General features: G+C 52.7%; 22 protein-coding genes. 12 read left to right on the forward strand and 10 right to left on the reverse strand.

From position 1 onward, the window contains the following. The first annotated feature begins 14 nt into the window (after positions 1–14). Genes FDW96_RS07935 through patD form a run of 4 tightly spaced genes read left to right on the forward strand, consistent with a single transcriptional unit; the run spans position 15 to position 4,221 of the window. Positions 15–1,031, forward strand: a complete 1,017-nt coding sequence (locus FDW96_RS07935) for an ABC transporter ATP-binding protein (protein WP_042308276.1) — start codon at positions 15–17, stop codon at positions 1,029–1,031. Then, positions 1,032–1,976, forward strand: a complete 945-nt coding sequence (locus FDW96_RS07940; protein ID WP_061381299.1) for an ABC transporter permease — start codon at positions 1,032–1,034, stop codon at positions 1,974–1,976. After that, on the forward strand, positions 1,966–2,772 hold the full coding sequence (locus FDW96_RS07945) for an ABC transporter permease (protein WP_003020204.1): 807 nt from the start codon (positions 1,966–1,968) through the stop codon (positions 2,770–2,772). Before FDW96_RS07940 ends, FDW96_RS07945 begins: the two co-directional genes overlap by 11 nt. A gap of 21 nt (positions 2,773–2,793) precedes the next feature. After that, positions 2,794–4,221, forward strand: a complete 1,428-nt coding sequence (gene patD, locus FDW96_RS07950; RefSeq protein ID WP_137365487.1) for an aminobutyraldehyde dehydrogenase — start codon at positions 2,794–2,796, stop codon at positions 4,219–4,221. A 186-nt stretch (positions 4,222–4,407) separates the two neighbouring features. Here the strand turns inward: patD and FDW96_RS07955 are convergent, their stop codons facing one another. After that, positions 4,408–5,532, reverse strand: coding sequence for a multidrug effflux MFS transporter (locus FDW96_RS07955; protein WP_137365488.1), 1,125 nt, complete (start codon positions 5,530–5,532; stop codon positions 4,408–4,410). A gap of 101 nt (positions 5,533–5,633) precedes the next feature. Here FDW96_RS07955 and FDW96_RS07960 point away from each other — a divergent pair, with 101 nt between their 5' ends. Further along, positions 5,634–6,395 (forward strand): helix-turn-helix domain-containing protein, encoded by a 762-nt coding sequence (locus tag FDW96_RS07960; protein WP_137350241.1) that lies wholly within the window; start codon positions 5,634–5,636, stop codon positions 6,393–6,395. Positions 6,396–6,530: 135 nt separating this feature from the next. On the opposite strand, the gene yncL is transcribed toward FDW96_RS07960, so the two are convergent. After that, entirely contained in the window at positions 6,531–6,626 is a 96-nt protein-coding gene (gene yncL / locus FDW96_RS07965; protein WP_071524268.1) for a stress response membrane protein YncL, read from the reverse strand. A 192-nt stretch (positions 6,627–6,818) separates the two neighbouring features. On the opposite strand from yncL, the gene FDW96_RS07970 reads away from it, so the two are divergent. Beyond that, positions 6,819–6,992, forward strand: coding sequence for a GhoT/OrtT family toxin (locus tag FDW96_RS07970; protein WP_016153148.1), 174 nt, complete (start codon positions 6,819–6,821; stop codon positions 6,990–6,992). Positions 6,993–7,002: 10 nt separating this feature from the next. Here FDW96_RS07970 and FDW96_RS07975 read toward each other — a convergent pair whose 3' ends face one another. The 3 genes from FDW96_RS07975 to FDW96_RS07985 are packed head-to-tail and all read right to left on the reverse strand — an operon-like array spanning position 7,003 to position 13,452. Next, positions 7,003–9,162 (reverse strand): virulence factor SrfC family protein, encoded by a 2,160-nt coding sequence (locus FDW96_RS07975; RefSeq protein WP_137365489.1) that lies wholly within the window; start codon positions 9,160–9,162, stop codon positions 7,003–7,005. Next, complete coding sequence (locus FDW96_RS07980) at positions 9,159–12,140, reverse strand: virulence factor SrfB (protein ID WP_042308529.1); 2,982 nt, start codon at positions 12,138–12,140, stop codon at positions 9,159–9,161. The genes FDW96_RS07975 and FDW96_RS07980 overlap by 4 nt, the downstream gene beginning before the upstream one ends. 4 nt (positions 12,141–12,144) lie before the next feature. Further along, positions 12,145–13,452 carry an SrfA family protein gene (locus tag FDW96_RS07985; protein WP_137365490.1) on the reverse strand — a complete coding sequence of 436 codons (1,308 nt, stop codon included), beginning with the start codon at positions 13,450–13,452 and terminating at the stop codon, positions 12,145–12,147. Positions 13,453–13,734: 282 nt separating this feature from the next. Between FDW96_RS07985 and FDW96_RS07990 the strand changes: the two genes are divergently transcribed. Next, positions 13,735–15,333, forward strand: a complete 1,599-nt coding sequence (locus FDW96_RS07990) for an ABC transporter substrate-binding protein (RefSeq protein ID WP_137365491.1) — start codon at positions 13,735–13,737, stop codon at positions 15,331–15,333. Between the two features lie 17 nt (positions 15,334–15,350). Continuing rightward, positions 15,351–15,584, forward strand: a complete 234-nt coding sequence (locus FDW96_RS07995; RefSeq protein ID WP_003020183.1) for a YdcY family protein — start codon at positions 15,351–15,353, stop codon at positions 15,582–15,584. 80 nt (positions 15,585–15,664) lie between these two features. Here the strand turns inward: FDW96_RS07995 and FDW96_RS08000 are convergent, their stop codons facing one another. After that, positions 15,665–16,114, reverse strand: a complete 450-nt coding sequence (locus FDW96_RS08000) for a DMT family transporter (RefSeq protein ID WP_137365492.1) — start codon at positions 16,112–16,114, stop codon at positions 15,665–15,667. After that, positions 16,111–16,629 carry an L-methionine sulfoximine/L-methionine sulfone acetyltransferase gene (gene mddA / locus FDW96_RS08005; protein ID WP_137365493.1) on the reverse strand — a complete coding sequence of 173 codons (519 nt, stop codon included), beginning with the start codon at positions 16,627–16,629 and terminating at the stop codon, positions 16,111–16,113. The genes FDW96_RS08000 and mddA overlap by 4 nt, the downstream gene beginning before the upstream one ends. Before the next feature lie 37 nt (positions 16,630–16,666). Between mddA and FDW96_RS08010 the strand changes: the two genes are divergently transcribed. Continuing rightward, positions 16,667–17,242, forward strand: a complete 576-nt coding sequence (locus tag FDW96_RS08010; protein ID WP_042308292.1) for an XRE family transcriptional regulator — start codon at positions 16,667–16,669, stop codon at positions 17,240–17,242. 57 nt (positions 17,243–17,299) lie between these two features. Further along, positions 17,300–18,337 carry an NADP-dependent oxidoreductase gene (locus FDW96_RS08015; RefSeq protein WP_061388458.1) on the forward strand — a complete coding sequence of 346 codons (1,038 nt, stop codon included), beginning with the start codon at positions 17,300–17,302 and terminating at the stop codon, positions 18,335–18,337. A 31-nt stretch (positions 18,338–18,368) separates the two neighbouring features. Here FDW96_RS08015 and pqqU read toward each other — a convergent pair whose 3' ends face one another. After that, positions 18,369–20,489, reverse strand: a complete 2,121-nt coding sequence (pqqU, locus tag FDW96_RS08020) for a TonB-dependent receptor PqqU (RefSeq protein WP_137365494.1) — start codon at positions 20,487–20,489, stop codon at positions 18,369–18,371. Positions 20,490–20,750: 261 nt separating this feature from the next. Here pqqU and FDW96_RS08025 point away from each other — a divergent pair, with 261 nt between their 5' ends. Together FDW96_RS08025 and FDW96_RS08030 are read left to right on the forward strand one after the other, a co-directional pair. Next, positions 20,751–21,812, forward strand: a complete 1,062-nt coding sequence (locus tag FDW96_RS08025) for a YncE family protein (protein ID WP_137365495.1) — start codon at positions 20,751–20,753, stop codon at positions 21,810–21,812. A gap of 136 nt (positions 21,813–21,948) precedes the next feature. Beyond that, positions 21,949–22,170, forward strand: a complete 222-nt coding sequence (locus FDW96_RS08030) for a YgdI/YgdR family lipoprotein (protein ID WP_137350234.1) — start codon at positions 21,949–21,951, stop codon at positions 22,168–22,170. Between the two features lie 42 nt (positions 22,171–22,212). Here the strand turns inward: FDW96_RS08030 and ansP are convergent, their stop codons facing one another. Both ansP and FDW96_RS08040 read right to left on the reverse strand, forming a co-directional pair. After that, positions 22,213–23,655: an L-asparagine permease gene (gene ansP, locus FDW96_RS08035; RefSeq protein WP_038640693.1), complete on the reverse strand. Its 1,443-nt coding sequence runs from the start codon at positions 23,653–23,655 to the stop codon at positions 22,213–22,215. A gap of 282 nt (positions 23,656–23,937) precedes the next feature. Further along, entirely contained in the window at positions 23,938–25,479 is a 1,542-nt protein-coding gene (locus FDW96_RS08040) for a PAS domain-containing methyl-accepting chemotaxis protein (protein ID WP_137365496.1), read from the reverse strand. Positions 25,480–25,853: the final 374 nt, after the last annotated feature.

A 25,853-nucleotide genomic window follows, 5' to 3' on the forward strand; every position in this document is an offset into this window, starting at 1 on the left:
CCGCTGGGGGTTTTATGACGTACGCAGTAGAGTTTCATAACGTCTCGCGTCTGTACGGGGATGTTCGTGCAGTTGATGGAGTGAGTATTGCGATTAACGACGGGGAGTTTTTTTCTATGCTGGGGCCATCCGGCTCCGGCAAGACCACCTGTCTGCGCCTGATTGCCGGGTTCGAGCAGCTTTCAGGCGGCGCAATCACCATTTTTGGAAAACAAGCCAGCGAATTGCCGCCCTGGGAGCGGGACGTCAATACGGTATTTCAGGATTACGCGCTATTCCCACATATGTCGATCCTCGACAACGTCGCTTACGGGCTGATGGTCAAAGGGATTGATAAAAAACAGCGTCACGCCAAAGCCCGTGAGGCGCTTGATAAGGTTGCACTCGGTTTTGTTCATGAGCGCAAACCGTCACAGCTTTCCGGCGGACAACGTCAGCGCGTGGCGATTGCCAGGGCCTTGGTTAATGAGCCACGTGTCCTGCTGTTGGATGAGCCGCTCGGGGCGTTGGATCTTAAGTTGCGCGAACAGATGCAATTAGAGCTGAAGAAGTTACAGCAATCTCTCGGTATCACCTTCATTTTTGTCACTCACGATCAGGGCGAAGCGCTGTCGATGTCTGACCGTGTGGCGGTGTTTAATAACGGTCGCATCGAACAGGTGGACTCGCCGCGTGAACTGTACATGCGACCGCGTACGCCGTTTGTGGCAAGTTTCGTCGGGACGTCCAATGTCTTTGATGCCACGATGTCAGCGAACGTTTGCGGGCTACAGGGGATGTTTTCCCTGCGTCCGGAACACATTCGTCTGAATGATATTGGGGGAGAAGTCCAGGCTCCGGGCGTTATCCAGGCGGTGCAGTACCAGGGCGCGGCGACACGGTTTGAACTGAAACTCGCCGGCGGTGAAAAGTTGCTGGTTAGCCAGGCGAACCTGACGGGAGAAATGCTGCCCTCAACGCTGTCGCCGGGTCAGCAGGTGATGGCATCGTGGTCACGCGACGTGATGGTGCCGCTGGTTGAGGAGAGGTGAATGGCTATGAACGTCTTACCTTCGCCATCGCAACCGACAAATCTGAACAAGATCTCCGGTTTCTTCTGGCGTAATCCGGGGCTGGGGCTGTTTTTACTGCTTCTCGGGCCGCTGATGTGGTTTGGCATCGTCTACTTTGGCTCACTGCTGACGCTGTTGTGGCAAGGTTTTTATACCTTCGACGATTTCACCATGTCGGTCACGCCGGACCTGACGCTGGCGAATCTGCAGGCGCTGTTTAATCCCGCCAACTACGACATCATTTTGCGTACCCTGACGATGGCGATAGCGGTCACCATTGCCAGCGCGATTCTGGCGTTTCCAATGGCGTGGTATATGGCGCGCTATACCAGCGGCAAAATGAAAGCCTTTTTTTACATTGCGGTGATGCTGCCGATGTGGGCCAGCTACATTGTTAAAGCCTACGCGTGGACGTTACTGCTGGCGAAAGACGGCGTGGCGCAGTGGTTTTTAACCCATCTTGGGCTGGAGCCGCTGCTGCTTTCGTTCCTGACGCTACCTGCTGTTGGCGGCAATACGTTGTCGACCTCAGGGTTAGGGCGCTTTCTGGTGTTCGTTTACATCTGGTTGCCGTTTATGATCCTGCCGGTACAGGCCGCATTGGAGAGGCTTCCTCCGTCACTGTTACAGGCTTCCGCTGATTTGGGCGCACGCCCTCGTCAAACCTTCCGCTATGTGGTCCTTCCGCTGGCAATACCCGGTATCGCGGCGGGATCGATCTTTACCTTCTCTCTGACGCTGGGCGACTTTATCGTGCCGCAACTGGTGGGACCGCCGGGGTATTTCATCGGCAACATGGTGTATTCGCAACAAGGGGCGATCGGCAATATGCCGATGGCGGCGGCATTTACTCTGGTGCCGATTGTGTTAATCGCACTGTATCTGGCGTTTGTGAAGCGTCTGGGAGCTTTCGATGCACTCTGAACGCGCACCCTGGTTACTCAAACTGGCGGCATGGGGCGGGGTTATTTTCCTGCACTTTCCCATCCTCATCATCGCCACCTATGCTTTTAATACTGAGGAGGCTGCTTTTAGTTTTCCACCGCAGGGGTTAACGCTGAAGTGGTTTAGCGTTGCGGCACAACGTAGCGATATTCTGGAATCAGTGACGTTGTCACTTAAAATCGCTGCGTTGTCGACGGCCATTGCTCTCGTTCTGGGGACGCTGGCCGCTGCCGCGCTGTGGCGTAGGGACTTTTTTGGCAAGAGTGCAATATCGCTGTTGCTGCTGTTGCCAATCGCGTTACCGGGGATCATCACCGGTCTGGCGCTGTTGACGGCGTTTAAAACCATCAACCTGGAACCGGGTTTTCTCACCATCGTGGTGGGGCATGCGACGTTTTGCGTGGTGGTGGTGTTTAACAACGTAGTGGCGCGTTTTCGCCGTACCTCATGGAGTCTGGTTGAAGCGTCTATGGATCTTGGCGCCAACGGCTGGCAAACCTTTCGTTACGTGGTGCTGCCGAACCTGGCATCGGCACTGCTGGCAGGAGGGATGCTGGCGTTTGCCTTGTCATTTGATGAAATCATCGTGACAACGTTCACTGCCGGACATGAAAGAACACTTCCTTTGTGGCTGCTCAATCAATTGGGTCGTCCACGAGATGTGCCTGTCACCAACGTTGTGGCATTGCTGGTAATGCTGGTGACTACACTGCCAATTTTAGGGGCCTGGTGGCTAACGCGTGAAGGCGACACTCTCGCCGGAAACGGTAAATAAACGACGATATGGGAAATTGCTATGCAACATCAATTACTGATTAATGGCGAGCTGGTCAACGGTGAAGGTGAAAAGCAGCCGGTCTATAACCCTGCCACTGGTGAACTGATTCTGGAGATTGCAGAGGCCTCAGCCATGCAGGTTGATGCCGCGGTCCGTGCGGCCGACCATGCATTTGCCAGTTGGGGGCAAACCACACCGAAAGTGCGTTCCGAGTTACTGCTGAAACTGGCGGATGCTGTCGCGGATAACGCGCAAACATTCGCTGAGCTGGAATCGCTCAACTGCGGTAAGCCGCTGCACTGTGTGCTCAACGATGAAATTCCGGCCATCGTCGATGTTTTCCGCTTCTTCGCCGGGGCAGCCCGCACCCTGCAAGGCCAGGCCGCCGGAGAGTATCTGGAAGGGCATACGTCAATGATTCGCCGGGATCCGCTGGGCGTGGTCGCCTCCATTGCGCCGTGGAACTACCCGCTGATGATGGCGGCGTGGAAACTGGCTCCGGCGCTGGCGGCGGGGAACTGCGTGGTGATTAAACCGTCGGAAATTACCCCATTGACGGCGCTTAAACTGGCCGAGTTTGCCAAAGATATTTATCCGGCAGGCGTTGTTAATGTGCTGTTTGGTCGCGGTAAAACGGTGGGGGATCCGCTGACCGGACATGAAAAAGTCCGCATGGTTTCGCTAACCGGCTCTATTGCCACTGGCGAACACATTATCCAGCATACCGCGTCTTCAATTAAGCGCACACATATGGAACTGGGCGGCAAAGCCCCGGTGATCATTTTTGATGATGCGGATCTGGATGCGGTAGTGAACGGCGTGCGAACCTTTGGTTATTACAACGCCGGACAAGACTGTACCGCCGCTTGTCGAATCTATGCCCAGAAAGGTATTTATGACGCGTTGGTTGAGAAACTTGGCGCGGCGGTTGCCAGCCTGAAAATTGGCGCGCCGAACGACGAATCGACGGAGCTGGGACCGGTAAGTTCGCAGGCGCATCTTGATCGCGTGGCCAAAGCGGTCGATGAGGCCAAAGCCCTGGGGCATATCAAGGTTATCACCGGTGGTAAAAAAGTGGATGGTGCAGGCTACTACTTTGCCCCAACGCTGCTGGCCGGGGCGAAGCAAGAAGATGCCATCGTGCAGCGGGAAGTTTTTGGTCCGGTGGTCAGCGTGACCGTATTTGATGATGAAGACCAGGTACTGGCGTGGGCGAATGATTCGAAATACGGACTGGCATCTTCCGTCTGGACCCGGGACGTCGGACGCGCGCATCGGTTCAGCTCTCGTCTGCAATATGGTTGCACCTGGGTCAATACCCATTTTACGCTGGTCAGCGAGATGCCGCACGGCGGGCAAAAACAGTCTGGTTATGGCAAAGATATGTCGGTGTACGGACTGGAGGATTACACGATTGTTCGCCATGTCATGATCAAGCATGAGTAACATTTTAAGCGTGAATACCTAATGCGGCACGGATAGCTAAAAATCAGCAAACGGGTGTCTATACTATTCGCGCCACTGGCCTCGTCGCCATCGGACGGCGGTAAGTTGGAAATATCCGCGAGGTCAGGCTAATTAACATAACGAAGCCCCGACAGCAGGTTGGGGCTCCGTAATTTAAGCATGGCATTAGCGGCGCAAGCTGCAAAGCCAGGCTAGTAGCGCACAGACGCTCAGCACCAGCCCCAGTTGTTGCACCATGCCAGCCAATCCCAGCATCATTCCCAGTAACAGGTAATAGCTTAACCCGAACAAAGCACCGGCGGCCCCGGCCTGTTCACGATATCGACGCAGAGCCTGGCTCAATACATTGGGAATGGCGATACCATAGGCCAGTACCACCCCAAACACCGGTATCAGGATCCATGCAGTATGCTGTAGCCACCACGCCGCCAGACCTGACAACACGGCCAGCGCGCAAGCATGACGTACCAACTGTTCCGGCGTCAGACCGGTAGTTAACAGCCGCCGATTCAGCAGGCTCCCCGACAGCGAAGCCAGCGCAAGTAACACTCCTGTCCAGCCAAAGGCTCTGGAACTCCATCCCAACTGCCCGAAAAGAAATGGCGCCAGGCTGTAATAACTAAACAGCATGGTATTTAACAACGCGACCAGGATGGCATTTTTCCACAGCTCACCGTCCCGCGCCATACGGGGAAAGAGCACCGTCATCCGTGGGCGGACCGTATTCTCCGGCCTTGTTTCCGGCAAAAGGGTTGCTGTCAGTATGAGCAGTAATATCGCCAGTAAAACAAGGGCAACGAATACACCAACATGACCATAGAAGCTTACCACCCAGCCTCCGCTTAGCAGGCCAAAAACCGGACTCAGTGCCAGCGCGGCACCCATCACAGAAAAGACGCGGGATAGCGTGGTTGATTCATAACTGTCCCTCAACATGGTCTGTACCACGACTGACCCGGCAGCCGCTCCGATGGCTGACACCATCCGCGCCAGTAGCAACACGTTGAAATTGGTGGCAACAATGGCCAATGCGCAACCTGTGCTGTAGCAGATAAGTCCTGCCAGCATCGCCCGCCGTCGCCCGATACTGTCGCTCAGCCAGCCCCATATCGTCACACCGACGGCGAAGGCAACAAAGTAAACGGAGAGTGTTTGAGCCGCACGTTCACTGCTGATGTGAAAAGCGCTGGCTATGCCAGGCAATGCCGGGCTGTAAATGGTTTCCACCAGTTGTGGGAACATAATCAGTAGAGTAAGGAGCCACAGCGGCGGGCGACGAAGAATATTCATAGCAATATCCGTAGAGACCGAAAACAGGCGGGCATTATTGCTGAAAGGGGTGTGTCTTATTACTATTAGCAGGACTTTAAATATCAAAAATCGGACAGATAATGAAAATTGCCCCCGATGAAATTTTCGATGCGGATAGCTTTGATAACCCGGTAATCGGGATTGCCGCCGATATGGGCGTACACGATTCAGGACGCCATAGCCACCTTCGTCATCAGCTCCTTTTTTCGGCTGCGGGGAGCATCACGATTGAGCTGGAGCAGGCCCTGTGCCAGCTGCCGCCACGCCGAGCGGTCTGGATCCCGGCTGGTACGGTTCATCGCGCCATCATGCGTGGCGTAATGGCTTATCGTTCTTTGTACTTTTCAACCTCGCTGCCGTTATCCAATCTGCCAATGCAAATCGTCGAGGTTAATTCTCTTTTTTTCGAAGTCATAGAACGCATGGCCTTTTGGTCATGGGATATGCCTGCGGTGCAACAGGCCAGCCTCATCACCGTTTTTTGTCAGGAATTGCGGGCCGCGCGCAGTGAAAACTGGACATTACAATTTCCCTCAGATCCACGGCTGGACATATGGCTTGAGCAATTGCGTATGGGCGCGTTACCACCGCGACTGAATCAGTTGTCCCAACAGGTTGGGGCGTGTGAGAGGACAATCAGCCGGATCTTTATCAGAGATACCGGGATGAATTATCAGAACTGGCGGCAGCAATTTAGACTGTTAAAGGCCATGGAAATGCTGGCGGACGGGAGTCATATTAGCCACGCGGCGCAACATCTGGAATTTGTCAGTGACAGTGCTTTTATCGCATTTTTCCGTCAGCACACTGGTACCACACCGGCCCGCTTTACAGGTAATTAATGCCGCAGAAGGGTTAGGGATATTACAACCTGAGGGTAATTTACCAGATGAAGGCAGGGTGGGAAGATTATTGACTAATGGCAGAGATAAGTCCTCTCTGCCAGTGGACGCTGCCATTAATCAAGAAGTTTCACATCAAGCAAACCAGCCGAACCTTGCGGAAATCAGACTGAATAGTCCTACAGCAGCAAATATATTTATCAGCACCACAGTTTTACTGGAAACATTCATTTGTGCCACCTTTCGTTTTAACCCCTATGGGTATAGTACGGGTTATAACTATCCGCAATAGTACGAAATCTGAACATAATGAAAACGGGTTGTTTTACCGCTGTTTCTCTTAAAATAATTAATAAAACTTGATGTGAGTCATGAAAAAGAGCATATTGCGCGCGATTTTACCTTCTGGCCTGGATGGCTTACATGTCTCTGTACCAAAAAATGTTGGTCTTTTATGCAGTGATGGCCGCTATCACGGCAATCATCACCTGGTTTTTGTCCCGCGATAAAAAGCGGATCCGCTTTCTCAGCGCGGTATTAGTCGGGGCGACCTGGCCAATGAGCTTCCCCGTCGCGCTGATGTTTTCACTTTTCTGATGAGGCCGTTTCAGACGGAAAGTAGGGTATCTAAACGTTTTTTGTCGGCTTCCGTGACATCCTGTGGGTGCTGATACCCCACGTTCTCATTCGCGCGTGTATACAAAGCAACCAGCCAGTCGTAAACGTAGCGACTTGCACCGTGCGAAGGCTGTTCTTCCAGTTTGGCCAGGCGCGACATTGGTTGTTGCTTTGGCGCGCTAAAAATAGCCGCGCCTTTTTGGATCCTGCTGGCAGGGCGCTGTTCCTCAGCAACGTTGGTAAATCCAAGCCAGGTAATAAAATCCCCAATATCGGCATGTAGCTGCGCTGCACAGACGTTTTCACGCTGCATAATATGCTGTAAGCGTTGCGGCATATCCAGGCGATAGCTGGTGGTAACGAGGATATCAGCCACCTGCCTTAGCGTACGAGGATCGAGGCCTAAACGGCGCGCATTATTTTCATCGCGGCACCACTGGCGCACGTGATTAACCCACATTTTGTGTGCCTGGTATCCAGTTTCTTTACTTTCCTGCGAGTGCGGCATGTCACGCACTTCAGCAAACAGGTCGATCTCTTCATTAAATAACCCGTTCACCTGTTCCTCACGCGGCTGATGAACACGCAGAAGAGACTCAAAGAGGCGCATTGGCGGCAGTAAACCCTCCAGGAGTTCCCCATGTTTTGCCGCCTGGGATTGTAACTGGCGGATCACCGACTCGCTGCTACCTGACTCATTATCACGGGTGTTAATCCAACTCATCAGCGTTTCGCGGATGCGCTGTTGGTGCTGTTCGCGCAGAGAGGTCAGCCTGGCCTGACGCTGTTGTGGTGAAGTCGCCTGAGTCAGCCATTCGACAAGGCGTTGTAAGCTGTGGTTATCCAGCGCCTGTAGCGTCCCCCAGTGCAGTCCCGGTTTGCCCATTAATTGCTGTACTGACTCATCCAGGTTTTGCTGGGTGCTAAAACGCGCATCCTGTGGGGTAATGGCCCAGACTACGCCCGGTAATGCGGCGTCATGTACGGGTTGCGTATCGTTGACCCAGCCCAGTAGCTTGCGGGTAATGGTTGGCGTCTGGGCGCGGGTAGATACCGCGTTGCAGATTAGGAGCACATCCGGTTGCAGATGCTGGCGATAATGCTCCAGCATCCAGCCTAATTTTGCCTGCCACAGCGGATGGGAATGAGCATCCGGGGCGAGGGGAATATCGAGCAGGTCGACATTCTCCAGCACAGTATCTTCCACCGTCAGGACCAGCTCGCGCGTCAGCAGTGCCAGCGAGGTTTGCGAGAGACTGACCGCATTGAGCAACTGATGATTTTCAATCGGATGAACGACTACATCACTTTGCGCTTCACTCCCATGCAATGCCGCCTGAGTGAGAAAACTTTCGGCAGGTAAGCCAAAATGATCAACCAGCAGGCTCAGCGGAGCCGCCAGTTCTTGCGCGTTCCCGGTTTGTTGCAACGTATGCGCCAACGCCAGCCACTGTTGCGTTAGCTCTGGTTGTTCTCCCCACAATAATGCCCAGGCGTTTGCCCGGGTCGTCAGATCCAGAGCGGGCAGCAGCGTGGCAAACTGATGCCATAGCGCATCGTCAATTTGCTGTTGGTTAGCCGGTACGCAGGAGCGCCAGAAACGACCGATTGTCGCGACATCCTGAGCAGTAATACCTTGCACCGGATGACGCTGACGCAGCGTTTGCCATTTTTCCAGGCGCGCTTCAATAATCGATTTCTCAACCTGGCGGTTGTCCGGGAGCGCACAGAACTGCGTGATAAACAGCTGTACCAGTTCGGCTTCACTGAGTAAGCGTAAGCGCAACGGCCATTCGCTATTCAGCAGATTATCTTCACGCGTAAAGCGAATCGCCATATTGGTCGGTGCATGCCCCGGATTAATATGCGAAAAATAATCAAAACTGCGATCCGGGGTCACGATGTTCATTTTGCCGTTGGCATTGCTGCACAATGCCGCGAGCAGATGCGCTTTTGCTGATTGTGAATGCCCGTATAACCCAACACAGCCTCGTGCTGAAAAGGTCGCCGTCAGCGCAGATTCATTAACCGTGGCTAACGTAAGTTGTGTCAGCAGGGCATCCGCCTCATCATCAAGACGAACCGAATGCTGGCGGGACTCTGTTACCCACTCGATGGCGGCCTGCGCGGTGTTTAACATCTTACTCATTTCAGGTACACGCTCCCGCTATCAATCCAGTAATGGCTACCGCTATGGCGACGATCCGCCAGCGTATTCAGTTTTAACGTTAAGGCATTCGCGGCAACGGGGGTGCCATCCTGTAACCAGGCATCGCTGAGTACGAAGCATTCCGGGCCGCTCTCTTTGCTGCCGCCACGTAACTGCAGCCGTACATTTAATACGCCATCTCCGGCGATGCTTTTTGCCAGTTCGGCAGAATTTATGCTCAGCGTATACAGCGGCGTGGCAGGCCATCGGCTGTTTGCCAGTTGGCGGAAACCTAACGTCACATTGCCGCGCAGCGGGAAGTGCAAACGGGTATCCAGCTTCGCGCCGGGTTTATCCAGATCGATATCGTGATACCAGATGTTCTCATCGCGCAGCGTGTTGACCGTATTATCCAGCACACCAAGATAACGTACGGTCGAATAAGCGCCGATATCGGCAGCTTTAAAATTGAAGCGCGGTAAACGCAGATCCAGTGCCAGGCTGCATAGCATTGCGCCGACTGCTGCGGTGGATTTGGGGTTGCCAATCCGCCCTTGCTGACTGAACGGATACCACTCGTGGACCCGATAGTTATCCATCCAGATCATACGATTAACCGGAACGGGTTGAAGATGGCGGATCAACGCCTGTACGCCCGGTAAACAGGCGGGTCTGCCGGTCACTAATAAAATGTCGCAACGATAATGTGAAATAGCCTCACAGACCGCGTGCAGCGGCGAGGTCAGGGTAAATTTCCCCGCCAGTAACGCTTCTTGTAACTGCCTGAACTGCACCTGTAACGGCACGCTCAAAACATCAAACGCTGGTGAACCAGAGGGCAACGCATGATCGATAGCCTGTTGGATATAGTTCATCACGTTACGCGTGGGTTGCTGGCTAAGCAGCTCGCCAAAGGTAGCATGCAGCCCGGCTACCGGATCGTTAATATCGCTTTGTTCCCAAGCGGAGAGCACCGCATGACCGAGCGGCATAAAGAGTTGTAATGCCGTTTGCTGACGCAGAATTGCCTGAGTATCGATGCGCCCGGAATCGCCAAACAGCGTAGCCAGTAATGCAGCGGCGTCGGTCACGCCAGCCTGCTGCAAGCGGGTTTGCAGGGCAGGTAGCACGCAACGCTGAATCACGTCCAGCAGCATGTCATCGCCCGCGACCTTAAACCCTTCGCGAAACAGCAAATGTGGAGTGATCTTGACGTTCGCACCAACGCCGTCATCAAGCTGATAATGGACGACGGCCATATCCGTTGTGCCACCGCCAATATCGATGGATGCCACGCGCAGCGCACGGCCTTTTATCTCACCTGGTTCCGGCAGACGGTCCGGACGGGAAAGGGCATTAAAAAACGATTCGGTATGGCCATCGTAGTGGGAAATCGCCTCGTTATACAGCCACACCAACTGACCGCAGCTGGCCTCATCCCATTCCATCTGAATCTCAGGGACGGGAACCACGCTCTTTTCCTGCTGCTTGCGGGTGGTGAAGTCTTCATCCTGCGGGTGCCAGCCCATCGCTTTCCAGACCAGTGCAATGGCTTCAAACATACGCAGGCGGAAAATCTCGCGCTCCTGTTTTGGCATCGCTGATGGCAGGGTCAGGATCAATGTGCGCAACTGGCGAGGAGAGGCCGGGAAACCGAGGCGCAAACGCGTCGCCACGCTGTTAATTTGACCCAGTGCCTGAGCCAGGATCTCACACAGCATATGCGTCATCAACGTGCTGCGGCTGTATTGCGGTGAGAACACCGGCAGACGGTCATCCTGCGGCAGGCTGAACAGCGGTTGTCCGTCATCATTCATTAGATTCATCAGCGGGAAGGCGGTAGCCAGCGGTTCGCGCTGGGTTTTGCCATTCATCTGGCTAAAGCGCCAGTCATGCAGCACAGGCGTTTCATCCCACAGATAACGGCGCGGGCTGGAGATCCCGCTGCTGCCTTCCGTACCCATACGTTGCATCGCCAGCTTGCGGGCTTCATCGCCCACGCGAACAATCGACGGCCAGATAAAGGCGTCATCACGACCGCTCTCAACGGAAAAGTGCTGTTTACCGAACCGCGCTTCGGAAAACTCCAGTCGGCTGGTGAATAGCGGATCGTTAAGAAACTGCGGCTCGCTTAATGACCGCACCTGTAATTCAGCGGTCTGGCGCAGTCCATCATTGGCATCGCCGTGATCCTCAATCAGGACGCCGCAGGTATGGGTATTACCAATATCCAGAATCAGATCAACGGGAATTGCCGGTGTGCTGAGTGTATGTGTGACCAGCTTGACTTCCGGAATGGAAAGCTGTTCGCCTAACAGGGTTAACAAATTTAACCAGTGCGCCTGATATTCAAAGTTACGCAGCGCCTGCTGGATCTCATGTTCTGAGCGGTTCTCGTGCTGAGTGGCATGGTGCATAAAGGATTCGCGCAGCCAGCCGTCAATCCAGGTCTGGTCGAGGAAATCGGCAATTTCGTTGTCATGCCAGGCCAGTGCAAATCGCGTACCGTTAAGCAGGTCATTTTCGTTAGGGGTTAACGCTGCCGGGGCATTTTCAGTGAGCTGGCTGTCCAGCGCCAGGGTAATGCGGTGGGTGTTGCCCGCGCTGTCAGGTTGTGCCAGTTTTCGTACCTGTACACGCGCCCAGTTATCCGGGCCTTCAACAAACGTACGCGGCGGATTAAAGCGCAGGAACGGCAGCGGTAGCCAGACGCCGTCGAGCACGTCCAGAGAATAATGCAGCGTCTGGGTGCTTTCCGGCTTCACCACTTCGGGCTGACCGCCGGTGCTGCCCGGCAAGGTATAGCGTCCCGTTGTCAGATCGAAGTCCAGCCGTAGCAGGGGACCGTTGGCCGTTTTGCGCACAAAGCGGCCATGATGTGCAGACTCCTGCGGCGTCAGGCCAAAATCCAGAAATTGCACACCGCTATTGGCGATGAGCGTCACGCTCTGTTTGTAGTCACACAGATTCACCAACATAAAATCAGGCACCTATCTTTTTGATCGTCAGAGGGATTTCCGCGTGATCGTCATATCGTGCGGTACAGGCGGCGACGTCATTGGTTCCCGCTTTGCAGGTAATTTCAGGCATCGGATAACGTGAGCCATCCGTGCAACGGGCATTGCCGCGACTCTTAATCATTAATTCGCCCGACTGATGCAAACCAGAGAAAATCTCGGCACGACAAACAATATTGTCGCCATGCACTACGCGTGCAGTGCCTTTATTCGTCTGGATCTGATAGCGCAGCGACGGCGCTTTGCCGCTGACCGGATCTTTCACGTCGACGATGACGCGCCAGTTACCGTTGAGGAAACGCGTCGTTCCTGCCTTCATCTGGCTGGCATCCATTACCAGCGCATCTTTGGGAATAGCGGCAATCACCACCGGTCCTGCGCCAGGTTTCTCTTTTTTCGCAGCCGGAATGACTTCAGCCCGATGCAACGGCAGTGCAGAGGTCAATTCCGGCAAAGGCGTCATGTCTGCTTTAGCGACGGCAATGGGGGCGACTGAGGGGGTAGGGATAACGGCATGTTGTTTCCACAGCAGCGGTCCGACAATGGCTGCGATAATTACAGCGGCAACGGGCAGACTCCACAGCGGCAGGCGACGTGCGGGCTTCACCTGTACCGGTGGCGTTGTGACTTCCGGTTCGTTAATCATGACCAACGGTTGTGGTTCAGGTTCAACCGGTTTTGGCGGTTCAACGATTGGCGTCAGTAAAGGGGCATCGGCCTCAGTGAAGGTGATTTCAGGTGAAGTCTCTTCTTTCGGGTCAGGCTCTGTCACAGTGACAACAGATGGAATATCAGCAAGGCGCAGGCAATCGAGCACATCGTCGCGGGGATTTTCATTCAGATTGACGAAGCCCCAGAACGTAATGACGGGTTTGCCATCAACCAGAAACACGTGGTTCTCGCCAGGAAACTGGATGGCTTTTTCGAGCAATGAACCAAACAGCTGGAGGGAGGTTTTTCCCGATTGCAGGCTTTTACGGCTCAGTGCCGCCGCATTTTCCAGCGTGCTCCCCAGATAGCGCAGCGCACGAAAACGTGCCTCTTCATCAGCGGTTTTCCATGCAACGGCTTTTCCTTCAACCGGGGAATACCAGTCAACCCGATCGCCGTTATCGTTAATTTGTGGGATCGCCAGACAATCCACCATCGCCTGCTGTTTACGCAAACGAAGCGTTTCACGAATTTGCAGTGCTGAATCAAACACGGCCTGACCACCGCCACCCACGGCCTGATAGTCATCCAAATTGCCGCTGCGCAAGAGAGTTTTTGCCACGTTGTTACCCCTTAGACTTCTTCACACATCTACTTTACGTTTTATAAAAACGAGCAAACGGCGAAAGAGAGGCAAAAAGGGGCTAATTTTCATGGCATAGAGTGTCGGGAAAAATCTTGACGTTTTGAAAAAGACTTAAGGGAAATTAATTCGCTTGTGGTGATGAATTATTCAGCGAAAACCACCGGATTAGAATAACCTGATAGTGATTTGTTATTGGTCAGTTTTTGTCAGCTATGCTCTGATATTCCGGTTAATAATAAAATAAGAAGGCTTATAACCATGATTGCAAGGAAAACGTTACTCGCGCTGGCGCTCAGCGCTGTCTTACCGTCAGGCGCAGCGTTCGCGGCCAGCACGGACACCATCATCTATTGCTCTGAAGCATCGCCGGAGTCATTTAACCCGCAAATCGCCAGTTCCGGTCCCTCATTTGTGGCCAGTTCTCAGGTGCTCTATAACCGACTTATCAACTTTGATCCGGTAAAGAATACCCCAATACCGTCTTTGGCAACGGACTGGACAATTTCTCCCGATGGGAAGACTTACACGTTTACTCTGCGTCAGGGGGTAAAGTTCAACAGTAATAAATTCTTTAAACCCACCCGCGACTTCAACGCCGATGACGTGGTTTTCTCGGTATTACGCCAGAAAGATGCCGATCATCCGTACCACAAGGTTTCTCAGGGCAGCTACGAATACTTTAACGATGTCGGTCTGGATAAACTGATCAAAGAAGTGAAGAAGGTGGATGATTATCACGTTCAGTTTGTGCTGAATGAACCTAACGCCGCGTTTCTTGCCGACTGGGGGATGGATTTCGCTTCCATTCTCTCTGCGGAATATGCCGACGCGATGCTGAAAAAAGGCACCCCGGAAAACGTTGATAACTGGCCGATTGGCACCGGGCCATATGTGTTGCAGCAGTACAAGCAGGATTCTCAAATCCGTTACCTGGCCAACCCGAATTACTGGGATGGCACCGTTCCAACGAAGCACCTGATATTCTCGATCACACCAAATGTACAGACCAGACTGGCAAAACTGCAAACTAACGAATGCCAGATTATCCCAGCACCTGCGCCAATACAGTTTGACGAGATCAACAAGAATAAAGATTTGACGCTGCATTCGGTTGAAGCGCTGAACGTCGGGTATCTGGCGTTTAATACCGAGAAAAAACCGTTTGATAACGTATTAGTGCGTCAGGCGTTGAACTATGCGACCGATAAAAAAGCCATTATTAACGCCGTCTTTTTGGGGTCCGGAACGGTGGCAAAATCGCCGATTCCACCGAATATGATGGGGTTCAATAAAGATCTAAAAGATTATGCTTACGACCCGCAAAAAGCGAAAGATCTGCTCAAACAGGCTGGGCTGGAAAAGGGATTTGAAGCGACGCTGTGGTCAATGCCGGTTCAGCGTCCATACAACCCCAACTCCAGACGTATTGCCGAGATGATCCAGAGCGATTGGGCAAAAGTCGGCGTGAAGGCAAAAATAGTGTCGTACGAGTGGGGCGAATATCTCTCCGGAATGCGCAAAGGCGAGCATGACACCGCGCTGTTCGGCTGGATGTCAGACAACGGCGATCCGGATAACTTTGCCGATGTACTGCTGGGCTGCGACAGCATTAAAACCGGATCTAACGCCGCGCGCTGGTGCGATAAAGAGTATAATTCTCTGGTTCAAAAGGCGAAACTGGTGAGCAAACCTGAAGAACGCGCCGCGCTTTACCAGCAGTCGCAAGAGATTTTCTACCAGCAGGCTCCGTGGATAGCCCTGGCAAATGGTAAAACGTTCTATGCCACGCGCAGCAACGTCAGCGGATACAGCGTCAGCCTGATGGGCAGTGATTTTTCAAAAGCAAAATTAAATTAATGAGTTAAGGAGAGGTTATGTCGCATCTGGATGAGGTCAGCGCACGAGTTGATGCCGCCATTGAAGAGAGCGTCATTACGCATATGAATGAATTGCTGATTGAACTCAGCGATGATGTCGCGCTGAGCCGGGAAGATCGCTACACCCAGCAACAGCGTTTGCGTACGGCTATCGCACATCATGGCCGTCAGCATAAAGAGGATATGGAAGCCCGTCGCGAACAGTTAACCAAAGGCGGCACAATCCTTTAATTCGTTATTGCTGTTATCCGGCCTGTATATTCAGGCCGGATAAGTTCTGTCGGCCTGATAAGGCAAGCGCTATCAGGCAGTTAAAAAGAGCGTCTCGCTACCAGCCAGGCCCCGACGACCAGCAGCACCGCGCCGCAAACTGGCCCCACCAGCGCACGTATCGGTACGCCATGACTGCGCAGAATATCCAGCACCAGTCCGCCAATTAACTGGCTGGCGACCAGTACCGCAATCGTGGTGGCAGCCCCCACATTTTGATAGCCGCTGATACTGGCAAAAACAAAAAAAGACCCCAGCAAACCGGGGATCAGCGTCCACCAGCGCACGCTGGAGACCAGTTCGCCAAACCCCGCAGCGCCTTGCTTAAACCACAGAATGCTGACAAACAGTACAATCCCAACCAGTGAGTTCAGCAGCATGGCAATCAGGATCGTCGAGGAGGTCTGCGTAATACGCACCATTAAGGTATTTTGCACCACCAGACCAATACCTGCGGCAATCAGAAAGGAGAGGGTCAGCGTCTGATTCATCTGCCGGCATCCGGATCGCGACGATCGTCTAACTGTAACTGCATAAAGGTCAGATCCAACCAGCGACCAAATTTGGTGCCAACCTGCGGCATTTGTGCCGTGATCTTAAATCCCAGCGTACTGTGCAAATGCAGCGACGCCTGATTCTGAGACTCAATCCCCGCCACCATCACATGTTTTCCGCACGCGCGCGCTTCTTCTATCAGTCGGCTGAGCAGCGCTCGTCCCAGGCCCTTGCCCTGATGATCGGGATGGACATACACCGAATGTTCAACGGTATAACGAAATCCGTCAAAGTTGCGCCAGTCGCCGAACGAAGCATATCCGGTGACCACGCCGTTTTCTTCACTTACCAGCACGGGATACCCCACCAACTGGCGTGCTTCGTACCACGCGATACGGTTTTCGGCATCGACCGTTTGATCGTTCCAGATAGCCGCCGTATGCAGTACCGCGTGGTTATAAATTTCAGCAATAGCGGCGCAGTCTGCTTTGCTGGCAAATCTAATTGACATGTTGAACCTCAGGGCTTGTTCACTATAGTATTACAATATGAATACTATTGAAGACAGCATAAATCAACGGATCGGTGCAAGAATTCGCCTTGAACGAGAATCTCGCGGCTGGTCTCTGACGGAACTCGCCGAGCGCGCAGGCGTGTCGCGGGCAATGATCCATAAAATAGAGCGCGGTGAGAGCAGCCCCACGGCCACGCTGCTGGGCAGACTCTCCGGGGCGTTTGGAATCAGCATGTCGATGCTGATTGCGCGGGCCGAAATGCAGGAGGGCAAGTTGCTGCGCCTCGCTGACCAGCCCGTCTGGCACGACCCGCAAAGCCACTATCTGCGACGTCATGTTTCACCGCGTAGCGATCTACCCATCGACCTGGTACAGATCGAATTGCCCGCCGGAAGCGATATCCCAATGCCAGCATCCTCCTACGTGCAGGCCAGACAGCTTATCTGGCTACAGCAAGGGGAGTTAGTCTTTGTGGAAGGCGATGTGCGTCATGAAATGAAAGCAGGCGATTGTCTGGAGCTGGGCCCGCCGAATGACTGTCGGTTTATCAATGAAACCGCGCAAACCTGCGTTTACCTGGTTGTGCGATTAAACCATGTCGTGAGCTAAATGCTGGCGCAGGCTGCTACTATTGATGGATTCATGCTAAAAGCAGAGGAGCACATCATGGGTCAACAGACTAATCGTAATCGCCGCTGGGTACTGGCTTCCCGCCCGCATGGCGCGCCAATCCCGGATAACTTCCGTCTTGAAGAAGATGAAGTCGCAACGCCGGGAGAAGGTCAGGTTTTGCTGCGCACCGTTTTCCTTTCTCTCGATCCTTACATGCGTGGGCGCATGAGCGATGAACCGTCTTACTCGCCTCCCGTTGAAATTGGCGGCGTGATGGTTGGCGGCACGGTGAGCCGCGTGGTTTCCTCTAACCATCCTGATTACCAGCCAGGCGAATGGGTGCTGAGCTATAGTGGTTGGCAGGACTATGACATTTCAGACGGTAACGGACTGGTGAAGCTTGGCGATAATCCTGAACATCCTTCCTGGGCGCTGGGTGTTTTGGGAATGCCGGGATTTACCGCCTATATGGGCTTGCTGGACATCGGCCAGCCGAAAGCCGGGGAAACGCTGGTTGTCGCCGCTGCAACTGGCCCGGTGGGCGCAACGGTTGGACAGATTGGTAAGCTCAAAGGGTGTCGGGTGATCGGTGTGGCGGGCGGGGCAGAGAAATGTCGGCATGCCACCGAAGTGCTGGGCTTTGATGTTTGTCTCGATCACCATGCGCAAGATTTTGCGCAACAACTGGCAAAAGCATGTCCACAGGGGATTGATATTTACTACGAGAACGTGGGCGGTAAGGTGTTTGACGCCGTACTGCCGTTACTCAATACCTCTGCGCGCATACCGCTTTGTGGACTGGTCAGCGGTTACAACGCGACATCGCTTCCGACCGGCCCTGACCGATTACCGTTGCTGATGGCAACCTTACTGAAAAAGCGTATCCGGATGCAGGGGTTTATTATTGGTCAGGATTATGGTCACCGCATTCATGAGTTTCAGCGGGAGATGGGGCGTTGGATTAAAGAGGGTAAAATCCACTACCGTGAGCAGGTCACTGACGGTCTGGAGAATGCGCCGCAGACCTTTATCGGTTTGCTGACCGGGAAAAACTTCGGCAAGGTAGTTATTCGCGTAGCAGACGATGCGTAAAGAGTGCCGGCGGGAGCGATTCCCGCCAGTATCATTCAAAACGCCAGGCCAGATTAATACCCACGCCATAGTTTCGTCCTGGCGCCGGTTCGTAGTATCTGTCCCTTGTTTCATTAACAATCACCGACCCAGCATAGGTCTTATCAAACAGGTTATCCACCCGACCGAAAAGGTCGATCATGAGACTGCTGTAATAAAATTTATAGCCGGTATTCAAGCCAACTACGGTATATGACGGGGCTTTCGCCGTGTTTTCATCATTGGCCATAATGTCGCCCATATAACGCACATCTGATCCCGCATACCAACCTTCATCTGGCACGTAGCCCAGTGAGGCAAATCCCATGTTTTGCGCTATGCCGGGCAGTCGGTTGCCGTTGCAGTTTTGATCGCCACAGACGTTGCTGCGATAGGTTGCATCCAGCCAGGTCCATGTTGCTTTTACGCGCCAGTTTGTGGCAAAGCGTTGGTCCCAGGATAGCTCGCCACCCTGACGGCGGGTTTTTCCGGCGTTTTTATAAGTCGTACGACCACCGTTGTTACTATCAACCACAATCTCGTCATCGGTATCGGTCTGAAAGAGCGCCGCGGTAAACAGCCCATCGCCGATGCGCGTTTTGCTGCCGATTTCAATGGTGTCATTCGTGGACGGCTGTAAACCAAAATTCATGCCGCTTTGTCCATCGGAACGGTAGGAGAGTTCGTTAATCGTGGGGGTTTCAAATCCTCTCCCCGCAGCCAGATAGACGTTCCAGGCGTCAGTCATTGCATACTTTAACGATCCGGCAGGCAACCATTGGTGATAGCTGGCGTCCCCGCTGTCATCGCCGTTACCGGGCGTAATGTAGCGATCGTTGGAATCAAACCACACGGAACTGTAACGAATGCCAGCATCCAGCGAAAGCTTCTCCGTCAATTGCCACTGGGTTTGCAGATAGGGATCGACGTTCCACATCAGGTTACGTTCATTGCGTCGCAGGTCGCCTTTCTGACCGTACTCTGGGACACCATTATCAAGACGATAGTTGTTATAGCCTTTACGGTTTTCACTCATGTTTTCATAGTTCACTCCGGTGGTGAACGTCACCGGAATCCCCAATTCGCCACGGTGAGTCCAACGGTTATCTATCCCCTGATAATGACGTTGCAAGGTGATGACACCGCCGGCATGAGAAGAATTTAACTGTGGGTCCATTGGGATCGACTGATACTGGGTGGTTTCGCGCTCTCCTGCATAGGCCATGACACTGATATCATCCTGCGCGCTAAGCTGGCGTTCATAGCGCAATCCCGCCTGGGTCTGCTTGATAGTTTTTCGCGTATTGAATTGCTCCGCGCGGGGCGATTGTTGCGGATTGGCATTCCATTCTGACTTCGTCAGGCCACCGGGATCGTCGGCCTTAATATCCACGCTGTTGAAAATCAGGGTTAGTTTACTCACGTCATCAACACGTACTCCCAGTCTGGCGTTAGCCAGATTTTTTTGCGCACTACTGTCATCACGATACCCGTGGGTAGTAAATCGTGTAGTTGAAACGGTGTAATCCACATCACCTGGCTGAGTACCGTCACCCAGTGCTCCTGTGGCCTTTACACCGTAGCGCCAGGTGCCAAAACTACCGTAATAGCTGCTGGCCTCAATGGTTGGCGGTTCACGCCCTGTTTCAGTACTGACATTAATCACACCGCCGGAAGCATTACCATACAGCGCAGAGAAGGGCCCCCGCAGGACTTCAATATTTTGTACGCTGCTGATATCGATATTGGATGTTTGACCTTGCCCATCCGGCATGGTGGCTGGGATTCCGTCTACGTACATACGAATGCCGCGGATGCCATACGTGGTTCTTGAACCAAAGCCGCGAATCGACAACTGGAGGTCCTGCGCGTAGTTCTGCCGATTTTGCACCTGTAACCCAGGGACGCTGGTCAGCGATTCGGACAGGTTAATGCGCGGTGTTGCCAGACGCATATCTTCACCGGCAACGACGCTGACGGCAGCAGGCGTATCCAGTTCTGAAACAGATTGTGGCGTCGCGCTAACGATCAGCGTTTGCTCGTTTAGCTCACTTTCTGCCGCGGCAAAAGTCGAGAGAAAGACAGGCAGTAATGAAACAGGAAAGACAATATAGCGGGCTGAAAAAATCGTCATGAATAAGGCCAGTTTAGGATGCTGACGTCGGAAAAAGGACGGTAAGCATGTGAATTTTTTTATAAAAAATATGAATTTTAGCGCTGCTGAATTGCGGTAATTTTTCGGGCAATGAAAAGGAGTGTAGTCAATATGTGAAGAAGTGCTCCACTTTGCGATGAATAATGATTACTATTCTCATTCTTAAAAAGGCAAAACCATGATTTTGCTCATTGAAGCTATGTGAAGCAGTAACAAACGAATTTATCAAAGGGAGTCGTCATGTCTTTACGTCATCTGTTTTCGCCGCGCCTGCGTGGTTCTTTACTGTTAGGTTCACTGCTCGTGGCATCATCTTTTACTACGCAGGCTGCAGAAGAACTGCTGCGCAAAGCCGTGGGCAAAGGTGCCTATGAAATGGCATACAGCCAGCAAGAGAACGCGCTGTGGCTGGCGACCTCACAGAGCCGCAAACTGGATACCGGCGGCGTGGTTTACCGTCTTGACCCGGTGACGCTCGAAGTGACTCAGGTTATCCATAACGATCTCAAACCGTTTGGCGCCACCATCAATAACACCACGCAAACGCTGTGGTTTGGTAATACGGTAAACAGTGCGGTGACGGCGATGGATGCTAAAACCGGAGTGGTGAAAGGGCGCCTGGTGCTGGATGCGCGTAAGCGTTCTGAGGATGTGCGTCCGCTGCAACCGCGTGAGCTGGTCGCCGATGATGCTACCAACACGATATACATTAGCGGTATTGGTAAAGAGAGCGTAATTTGGGTAGTGGACGGTGAGACGATCAAACTTCAGGACACAATCCAAAATACTGGCAAAATGAGCACCGCTCTGGCTATCGACAGCAAAGCTAAACGCCTGTACACCGCCAATGCGGACGGTGAATTCATCACTATCGATACCACCAATAACAAAATTCTCAGCCGTAAAAAGCTGCTGGATGATGGAAAAGAGCACTTCTTTATCAACCTGAGTCTGGACACGGCGGGTAACCGCGCATTTGTTACCGACTCTAAGGCTGCGGAAGTGCTGGTTATCGACACCCGCAACGGCAATGTACTGGCGAAAGTCGCCGCGCCGGAATCTCTGGCCGTGCTGTTCAACCCGGCGCGCAACGAGGCCTATGTAACCCATCGTCAGGCCGGTAAAGTAAGCGTGATCGACGCGAAAAGCTACAAAGTTGTCAAAACGTTCGAGACCCCAACATTCCCGAACAGCCTGGCGCTCTCCGCAGACGGTAAAACGCTATACGTCAGCGTGAAACAGAAATCCACCCGCGAGCAGGAAGCTACCCAGCCGGACGATGTTATTCGTATCGCGCTGTAATTAACCGGAGGGGGAAACCCCTCCTGTCATTTCTCTAAACCTCACGATACGCCTCGTTACACCCCGCCAGTAGCCTGACTAACTTCAGGGACTTACACTACGCCCTCAACGGCTAACTAAATAACGCGGGAATACCATGAAAAAGCCATTTATGTGTCTTTGTGCAGGCGTAATGCTGTTTACGTTGGCAGGCTGCACGACCAATTACGTTATGACGACCAAAAGCGGACAAACCATTACCACCCAGGGTAAGCCACAACTGGATAAAGATACGGGAATGACCAGCTATACCGATCAGGATGGGAATGCGCGGGAAATTAACAGCAACGACGTCGCGCAGCTCATTGAAGCAGACTAAAAAAGAAGGCCTGAAGGGGTAACCTGTCAGGCCTTGTTATCCTTACGGCGCGGTGCGGTGGATTTCCGCTACGCGTTTACGCACGCCGAACCAGCCTGCAACCAGCAGGATGGCAATTAACGGTAATGATGCGATAGTATAAGTGCCGTTTGGATAATCAAACGCCATCAGCACCAGCACACTCAGCAGGAACAGCAACGTGAGCCACGAGGTAAACGGCGCACCCGGCAGTTTAAAACTGACGTCTGCGGTTTTACCTTCTTTAATCGCCCGGCGCAGACGCATCTGGCAAACCATGATAAATCCCCACGACGCAATGATGCCCAGCGAGGCGAAGTTAAGCACGATCTCGAACACCTGCGACGGCACCAGATAGTTCAGAAATACCCCTACGACATACACGACCAGCGTGGCGAGGATCCCTGCCCATGGCACCTGTTGGCGGCTCATTTTAGCCATAAATTTTGGCGCGGAACCGCCCATCGACATGGAACGTAAAATACGGCCAGTGCAGTACAGGCCGGAGTTCAGGCTGGAAAGCGCCGCGGTGAGCACCACAATATTCATGATGCTGCCGATATACGGCACGCCAAGTTTGGAGAAGAAGGTGACAAACGGGCTTTGTCCCGCCTGATAGGCGTTCCAGGGCAGAAGTAGAACCAGCAGGACCACTGAACCCACGTAGAACAGACCGATACGCCAGATAACGCTATTGATCGCTTTTGGCACCATCGTTTGCGGATCTTTGCACTCACCAGCGGCAGTGCCGACCAGTTCGATGGAGGCAAACGCGAAGACGACTCCCTGGACCAGCACCAGCGCTGGCAGCAGGCCATGCGGGAAAAATCCGCCGTTGTCGGTTATCAGGTGAAAACCGGTGGCGTTACCATCCAGCGGTTTTCCGCTGCCTAAAAAAACGGTACCCACCACCAGGAAAATTACAATCGCCAGCACTTTGACCAGCGCAAACCAAAACTCCATCTCCGCGAACCACTTCACACCGATCATGTTCATGGTGCCGACAATGGCCAGCGCCCCGAGGGCGAACACCCACTGCGGTACGTCGCCAAATGCGCCCCAGTAATGCATATACAGCGCAACTGCGGTGATATCGACAATGCCGGTCATCGCCCAGTTGATGAAATACATCCAGCCCGCCACATAGGCAGCTTTCTCACCTAAAAATTCGCGGGCGTAGGAGACAAAGCTACCGCTGGAAGGGCGGTGCAAAACCAGTTCGCCGAGCGCGCGAAGAATAAAGAACGAAAAAATACCGCACACCAGATAGACCAGCGCCAAAGCGGGGCCAGCCATCTGCAAACGTGCGCCTGCCCCTAAAAACAACCCGGTACCAATCGCGCCGCCAATGGCGATCATTTGTACCTGTCGATTCCCCATCGCTTTGTGATACCCCTCTTCGTGAGCATTCAACCAGCGTCGTTTCGCCGCATGTTGTTCCGCGGCTTGCGTGTTGTGTGTGTTCATTACTTTTCCTGTTGACCTGACAAAAATACAAAATCCTTTTTGCCGCACCTGCTGCGGCGAAAACAGCGTTACCCTTCATTGTGTTACGGGGGGAAAACTGCCGGCCGAGCATCCTACATTCAATTGTTCACTTGCGCAAAGCCCCGATAACAAGAATGCAGCATTTTTGTGCAGCCGGAACTGGCGCGGTGTGGCCTCGATTCAGCCAATAAAAGAGAGGGGGCGTTTAACCAGCCAGAGGAGTGCGCTTATCAAGACATTCGCCCGGTAAGCGCCGTAACGTTATGCTGATGCGCCAAAGACCTGAACGGCCTGCTGTAAGCGTGATGAACGCTGGGTCAGATCGGCGGTAGCGTCAGTGACGCGCTCCACCATTTCGGCGTTATTGTGTGTCATGGCGCCCACGCGTGAAATCGAATCGTTAATCAGATCCAGCGCCTGGGTTTGCTCTCGCGTGGCCAGACTAATATCTTTGATCATCATCGACATCTGCAAGACATCACCAATTATGCCGGTGAGATGCGTTTCCGTTTTTTCCACCATTTTGACGCCGCTGTTAACATTGGCGACGTTCTTCTCGATCAGTTGTTTAATCTCTTTTGCCGCGGACGCTGAGTGCTGCGCCAGATTGCGCACTTCTGCCGCCACAACTGCGAATCCACGCCCGGATTCCCCGGCTCGTGCGGCTTCAACCGCGGCATTGAGCGCCAAAATATTGGTCTGAAAGGCAATGCTGTCGATAACGCCAATGATGTCGACAATCTGCCCATTATCACGCGAGATTGCCTGCATCATGGCAATGGTTTGTTTCATGATATCGCCGCCTGCTGCCGCGTTGGCGCTCGTTTTATCGGCCATGGTCATAGTATGCGCTGCGGTATCAGCGGTTTGCTGTACCGCGCTGCCAATTTCTTCGAGGGCAGCAGCAGTTTGTTGCAGGTCAGCGGAGGTTTCTTCTGAACGTTTGTGCAACGCAGTACCTTCTTTTGACACCCGCTGGCTAATTGCGCGAATACCGGATAGTTGCGTACTGACGTCATCGACCAGCGAATTCAAATTAAGCCCGGACTGATTAACCAGACGCATCAACATTCCGATCTCATCGACCCTGTTTAAATGACAGTTATCAGGTTTACGACCCGACACCACTTTTTTCATTTGCGTCAGTAGCGTATTAACTGGCTGACAAATTTGATACTTAAGGTAAATAGCCAGTGCCAGAAAAAGCACCAACAGCCCACCTGCCTGAATAAAGAGGGGGACGGGGATAAAAATTAATAACAGCACCAGCAGGGCAGCCACCCCTAAACTATAATTAACTCGCTGGCTAATGCTCAGCCATTTAAACGCAGAAACCCATGACAATATGCCACGACGAATGACAAGGCCTTTAAAAAGGCGAAAGTGTTTAAACTGCTGACTATTTATTTTTTGATATAAGCTTTCGCTTTGCGTTATTTCATCGCGCGAAGGAACCGTCCGTACCGAGATGTAACCGGTGAGTTTTTCATGATGCCAGACCGGTGTCACGTTGGCTCGCACCCAGTAATGGTCGCCATTCTGCCGCCGGTTTTTCACCATTCCCGTCCAGCTGTCTCCCTGCTGTAGCGTGTACCACATATCGGCGAACGCGGCGGGAGGCATGTCAGGATGGCGAATAATATTATGTGGTTCGCCCATTAACTGATGCTCGTTAAATCCGCTGGCGTCGATAAAAGCGGTGTTAGCGTAGGTAATATGACTTTCTTTATCTGTCGTCGAGAGCAGCGTCGCTTTATCGTTAAGTGCATACTCAATTTGTGTAACGGGCATGTTACTTTTCATAGAGGCCCCATGATGGTATGTATAATTCATACAAAAATCCCCGCAATAAAAATCGGGGGATATTAAAAAACTGTATTAAACCGTTTTAATAAGAAACGCTGTATTCTCTACTAATCATCATTGCTGTGGAAGTGCTTAAATTAAAAAATCCTATATGTACTATCCATTAAGCGTCATAAAAGTGAAACATTTAATACAACCGCATAACCTTGCAAGTCGTTTAACCTGACTTAACGTAAATCGCGCTAAAAAACGTTTTCGCAAAAAGAAAACAGGCATGAACTTATTTTGATGTTATTTCCGTGAGAGTCGTGCCCCTATTATATTTTGTAGGTCATAAATTTTGCATGTTTTCCATTGAGTGTTCTGACCAG

The sequence above is a fragment of the Citrobacter sp. TBCS-15 genome (genome assembly GCF_005280815.1).
GTDB lineage: Bacteria > Pseudomonadota > Gammaproteobacteria > Enterobacterales > Enterobacteriaceae > Citrobacter > Citrobacter werkmanii.

Bases quoted from the DNA above. Each gene is read 5' to 3' on its own strand.
- FDW96_RS08010 (WP_042308292.1), top strand. From the start codon at position 16,667: ATGAATACTATTGAAGACAGCATAAATCAACGGATCGGTGCAAGAATT.
- FDW96_RS07955 (WP_137365488.1), bottom strand. From the start codon at position 5,532: ATGAATATTCTTCGTCGCCCGCCGCTGTGGCTCCTTACTCTACTGATT.
- FDW96_RS07995 (WP_003020183.1), top strand. From the start codon at position 15,351: ATGTCGCATCTGGATGAGGTCAGCGCACGAGTTGATGCCGCCATTGAA.
- FDW96_RS08040 (WP_137365496.1), bottom strand. From the start codon at position 25,479: ATGAAAAGTAACATGCCCGTTACACAAATTGAGTATGCACTTAACGAT.
- FDW96_RS07980 (WP_042308529.1), bottom strand. From the start codon at position 12,140: ATGTTGGTGAATCTGTGTGACTACAAACAGAGCGTGACGCTCATCGCC.
- FDW96_RS07970 (WP_016153148.1), top strand. From the start codon at position 6,819: ATGTCTCTGTACCAAAAAATGTTGGTCTTTTATGCAGTGATGGCCGCT.
- pqqU (WP_137365494.1), bottom strand. From the start codon at position 20,489: ATGACGATTTTTTCAGCCCGCTATATTGTCTTTCCTGTTTCATTACTG.
- FDW96_RS07940 (WP_061381299.1), top strand. From the start codon at position 1,032: ATGGCTATGAACGTCTTACCTTCGCCATCGCAACCGACAAATCTGAAC.
- FDW96_RS07990 (WP_137365491.1), top strand. From the start codon at position 13,735: ATGATTGCAAGGAAAACGTTACTCGCGCTGGCGCTCAGCGCTGTCTTA.
- FDW96_RS08015 (WP_061388458.1), top strand. From the start codon at position 17,300: ATGGGTCAACAGACTAATCGTAATCGCCGCTGGGTACTGGCTTCCCGC.
- mddA (WP_137365493.1), bottom strand. From the start codon at position 16,629: ATGTCAATTAGATTTGCCAGCAAAGCAGACTGCGCCGCTATTGCTGAA.
- ansP (WP_038640693.1), bottom strand. From the start codon at position 23,655: ATGAACACACACAACACGCAAGCCGCGGAACAACATGCGGCGAAACGA.
- FDW96_RS08025 (WP_137365495.1), top strand. From the start codon at position 20,751: ATGTCTTTACGTCATCTGTTTTCGCCGCGCCTGCGTGGTTCTTTACTG.
- yncL (WP_071524268.1), bottom strand. From the start codon at position 6,626: ATGAATGTTTCCAGTAAAACTGTGGTGCTGATAAATATATTTGCTGCT.
- FDW96_RS07960 (WP_137350241.1), top strand. From the start codon at position 5,634: ATGAAAATTGCCCCCGATGAAATTTTCGATGCGGATAGCTTTGATAAC.
- FDW96_RS08000 (WP_137365492.1), bottom strand. From the start codon at position 16,114: ATGAATCAGACGCTGACCCTCTCCTTTCTGATTGCCGCAGGTATTGGT.
- FDW96_RS08030 (WP_137350234.1), top strand. From the start codon at position 21,949: ATGAAAAAGCCATTTATGTGTCTTTGTGCAGGCGTAATGCTGTTTACG.
- FDW96_RS07945 (WP_003020204.1), top strand. From the start codon at position 1,966: ATGCACTCTGAACGCGCACCCTGGTTACTCAAACTGGCGGCATGGGGC.
- FDW96_RS07975 (WP_137365489.1), bottom strand. From the start codon at position 9,162: ATGAGTAAGATGTTAAACACCGCGCAGGCCGCCATCGAGTGGGTAACA.
- FDW96_RS07935 (WP_042308276.1), top strand. From the start codon at position 15: ATGACGTACGCAGTAGAGTTTCATAACGTCTCGCGTCTGTACGGGGAT.
- patD (WP_137365487.1), top strand. From the start codon at position 2,794: ATGCAACATCAATTACTGATTAATGGCGAGCTGGTCAACGGTGAAGGT.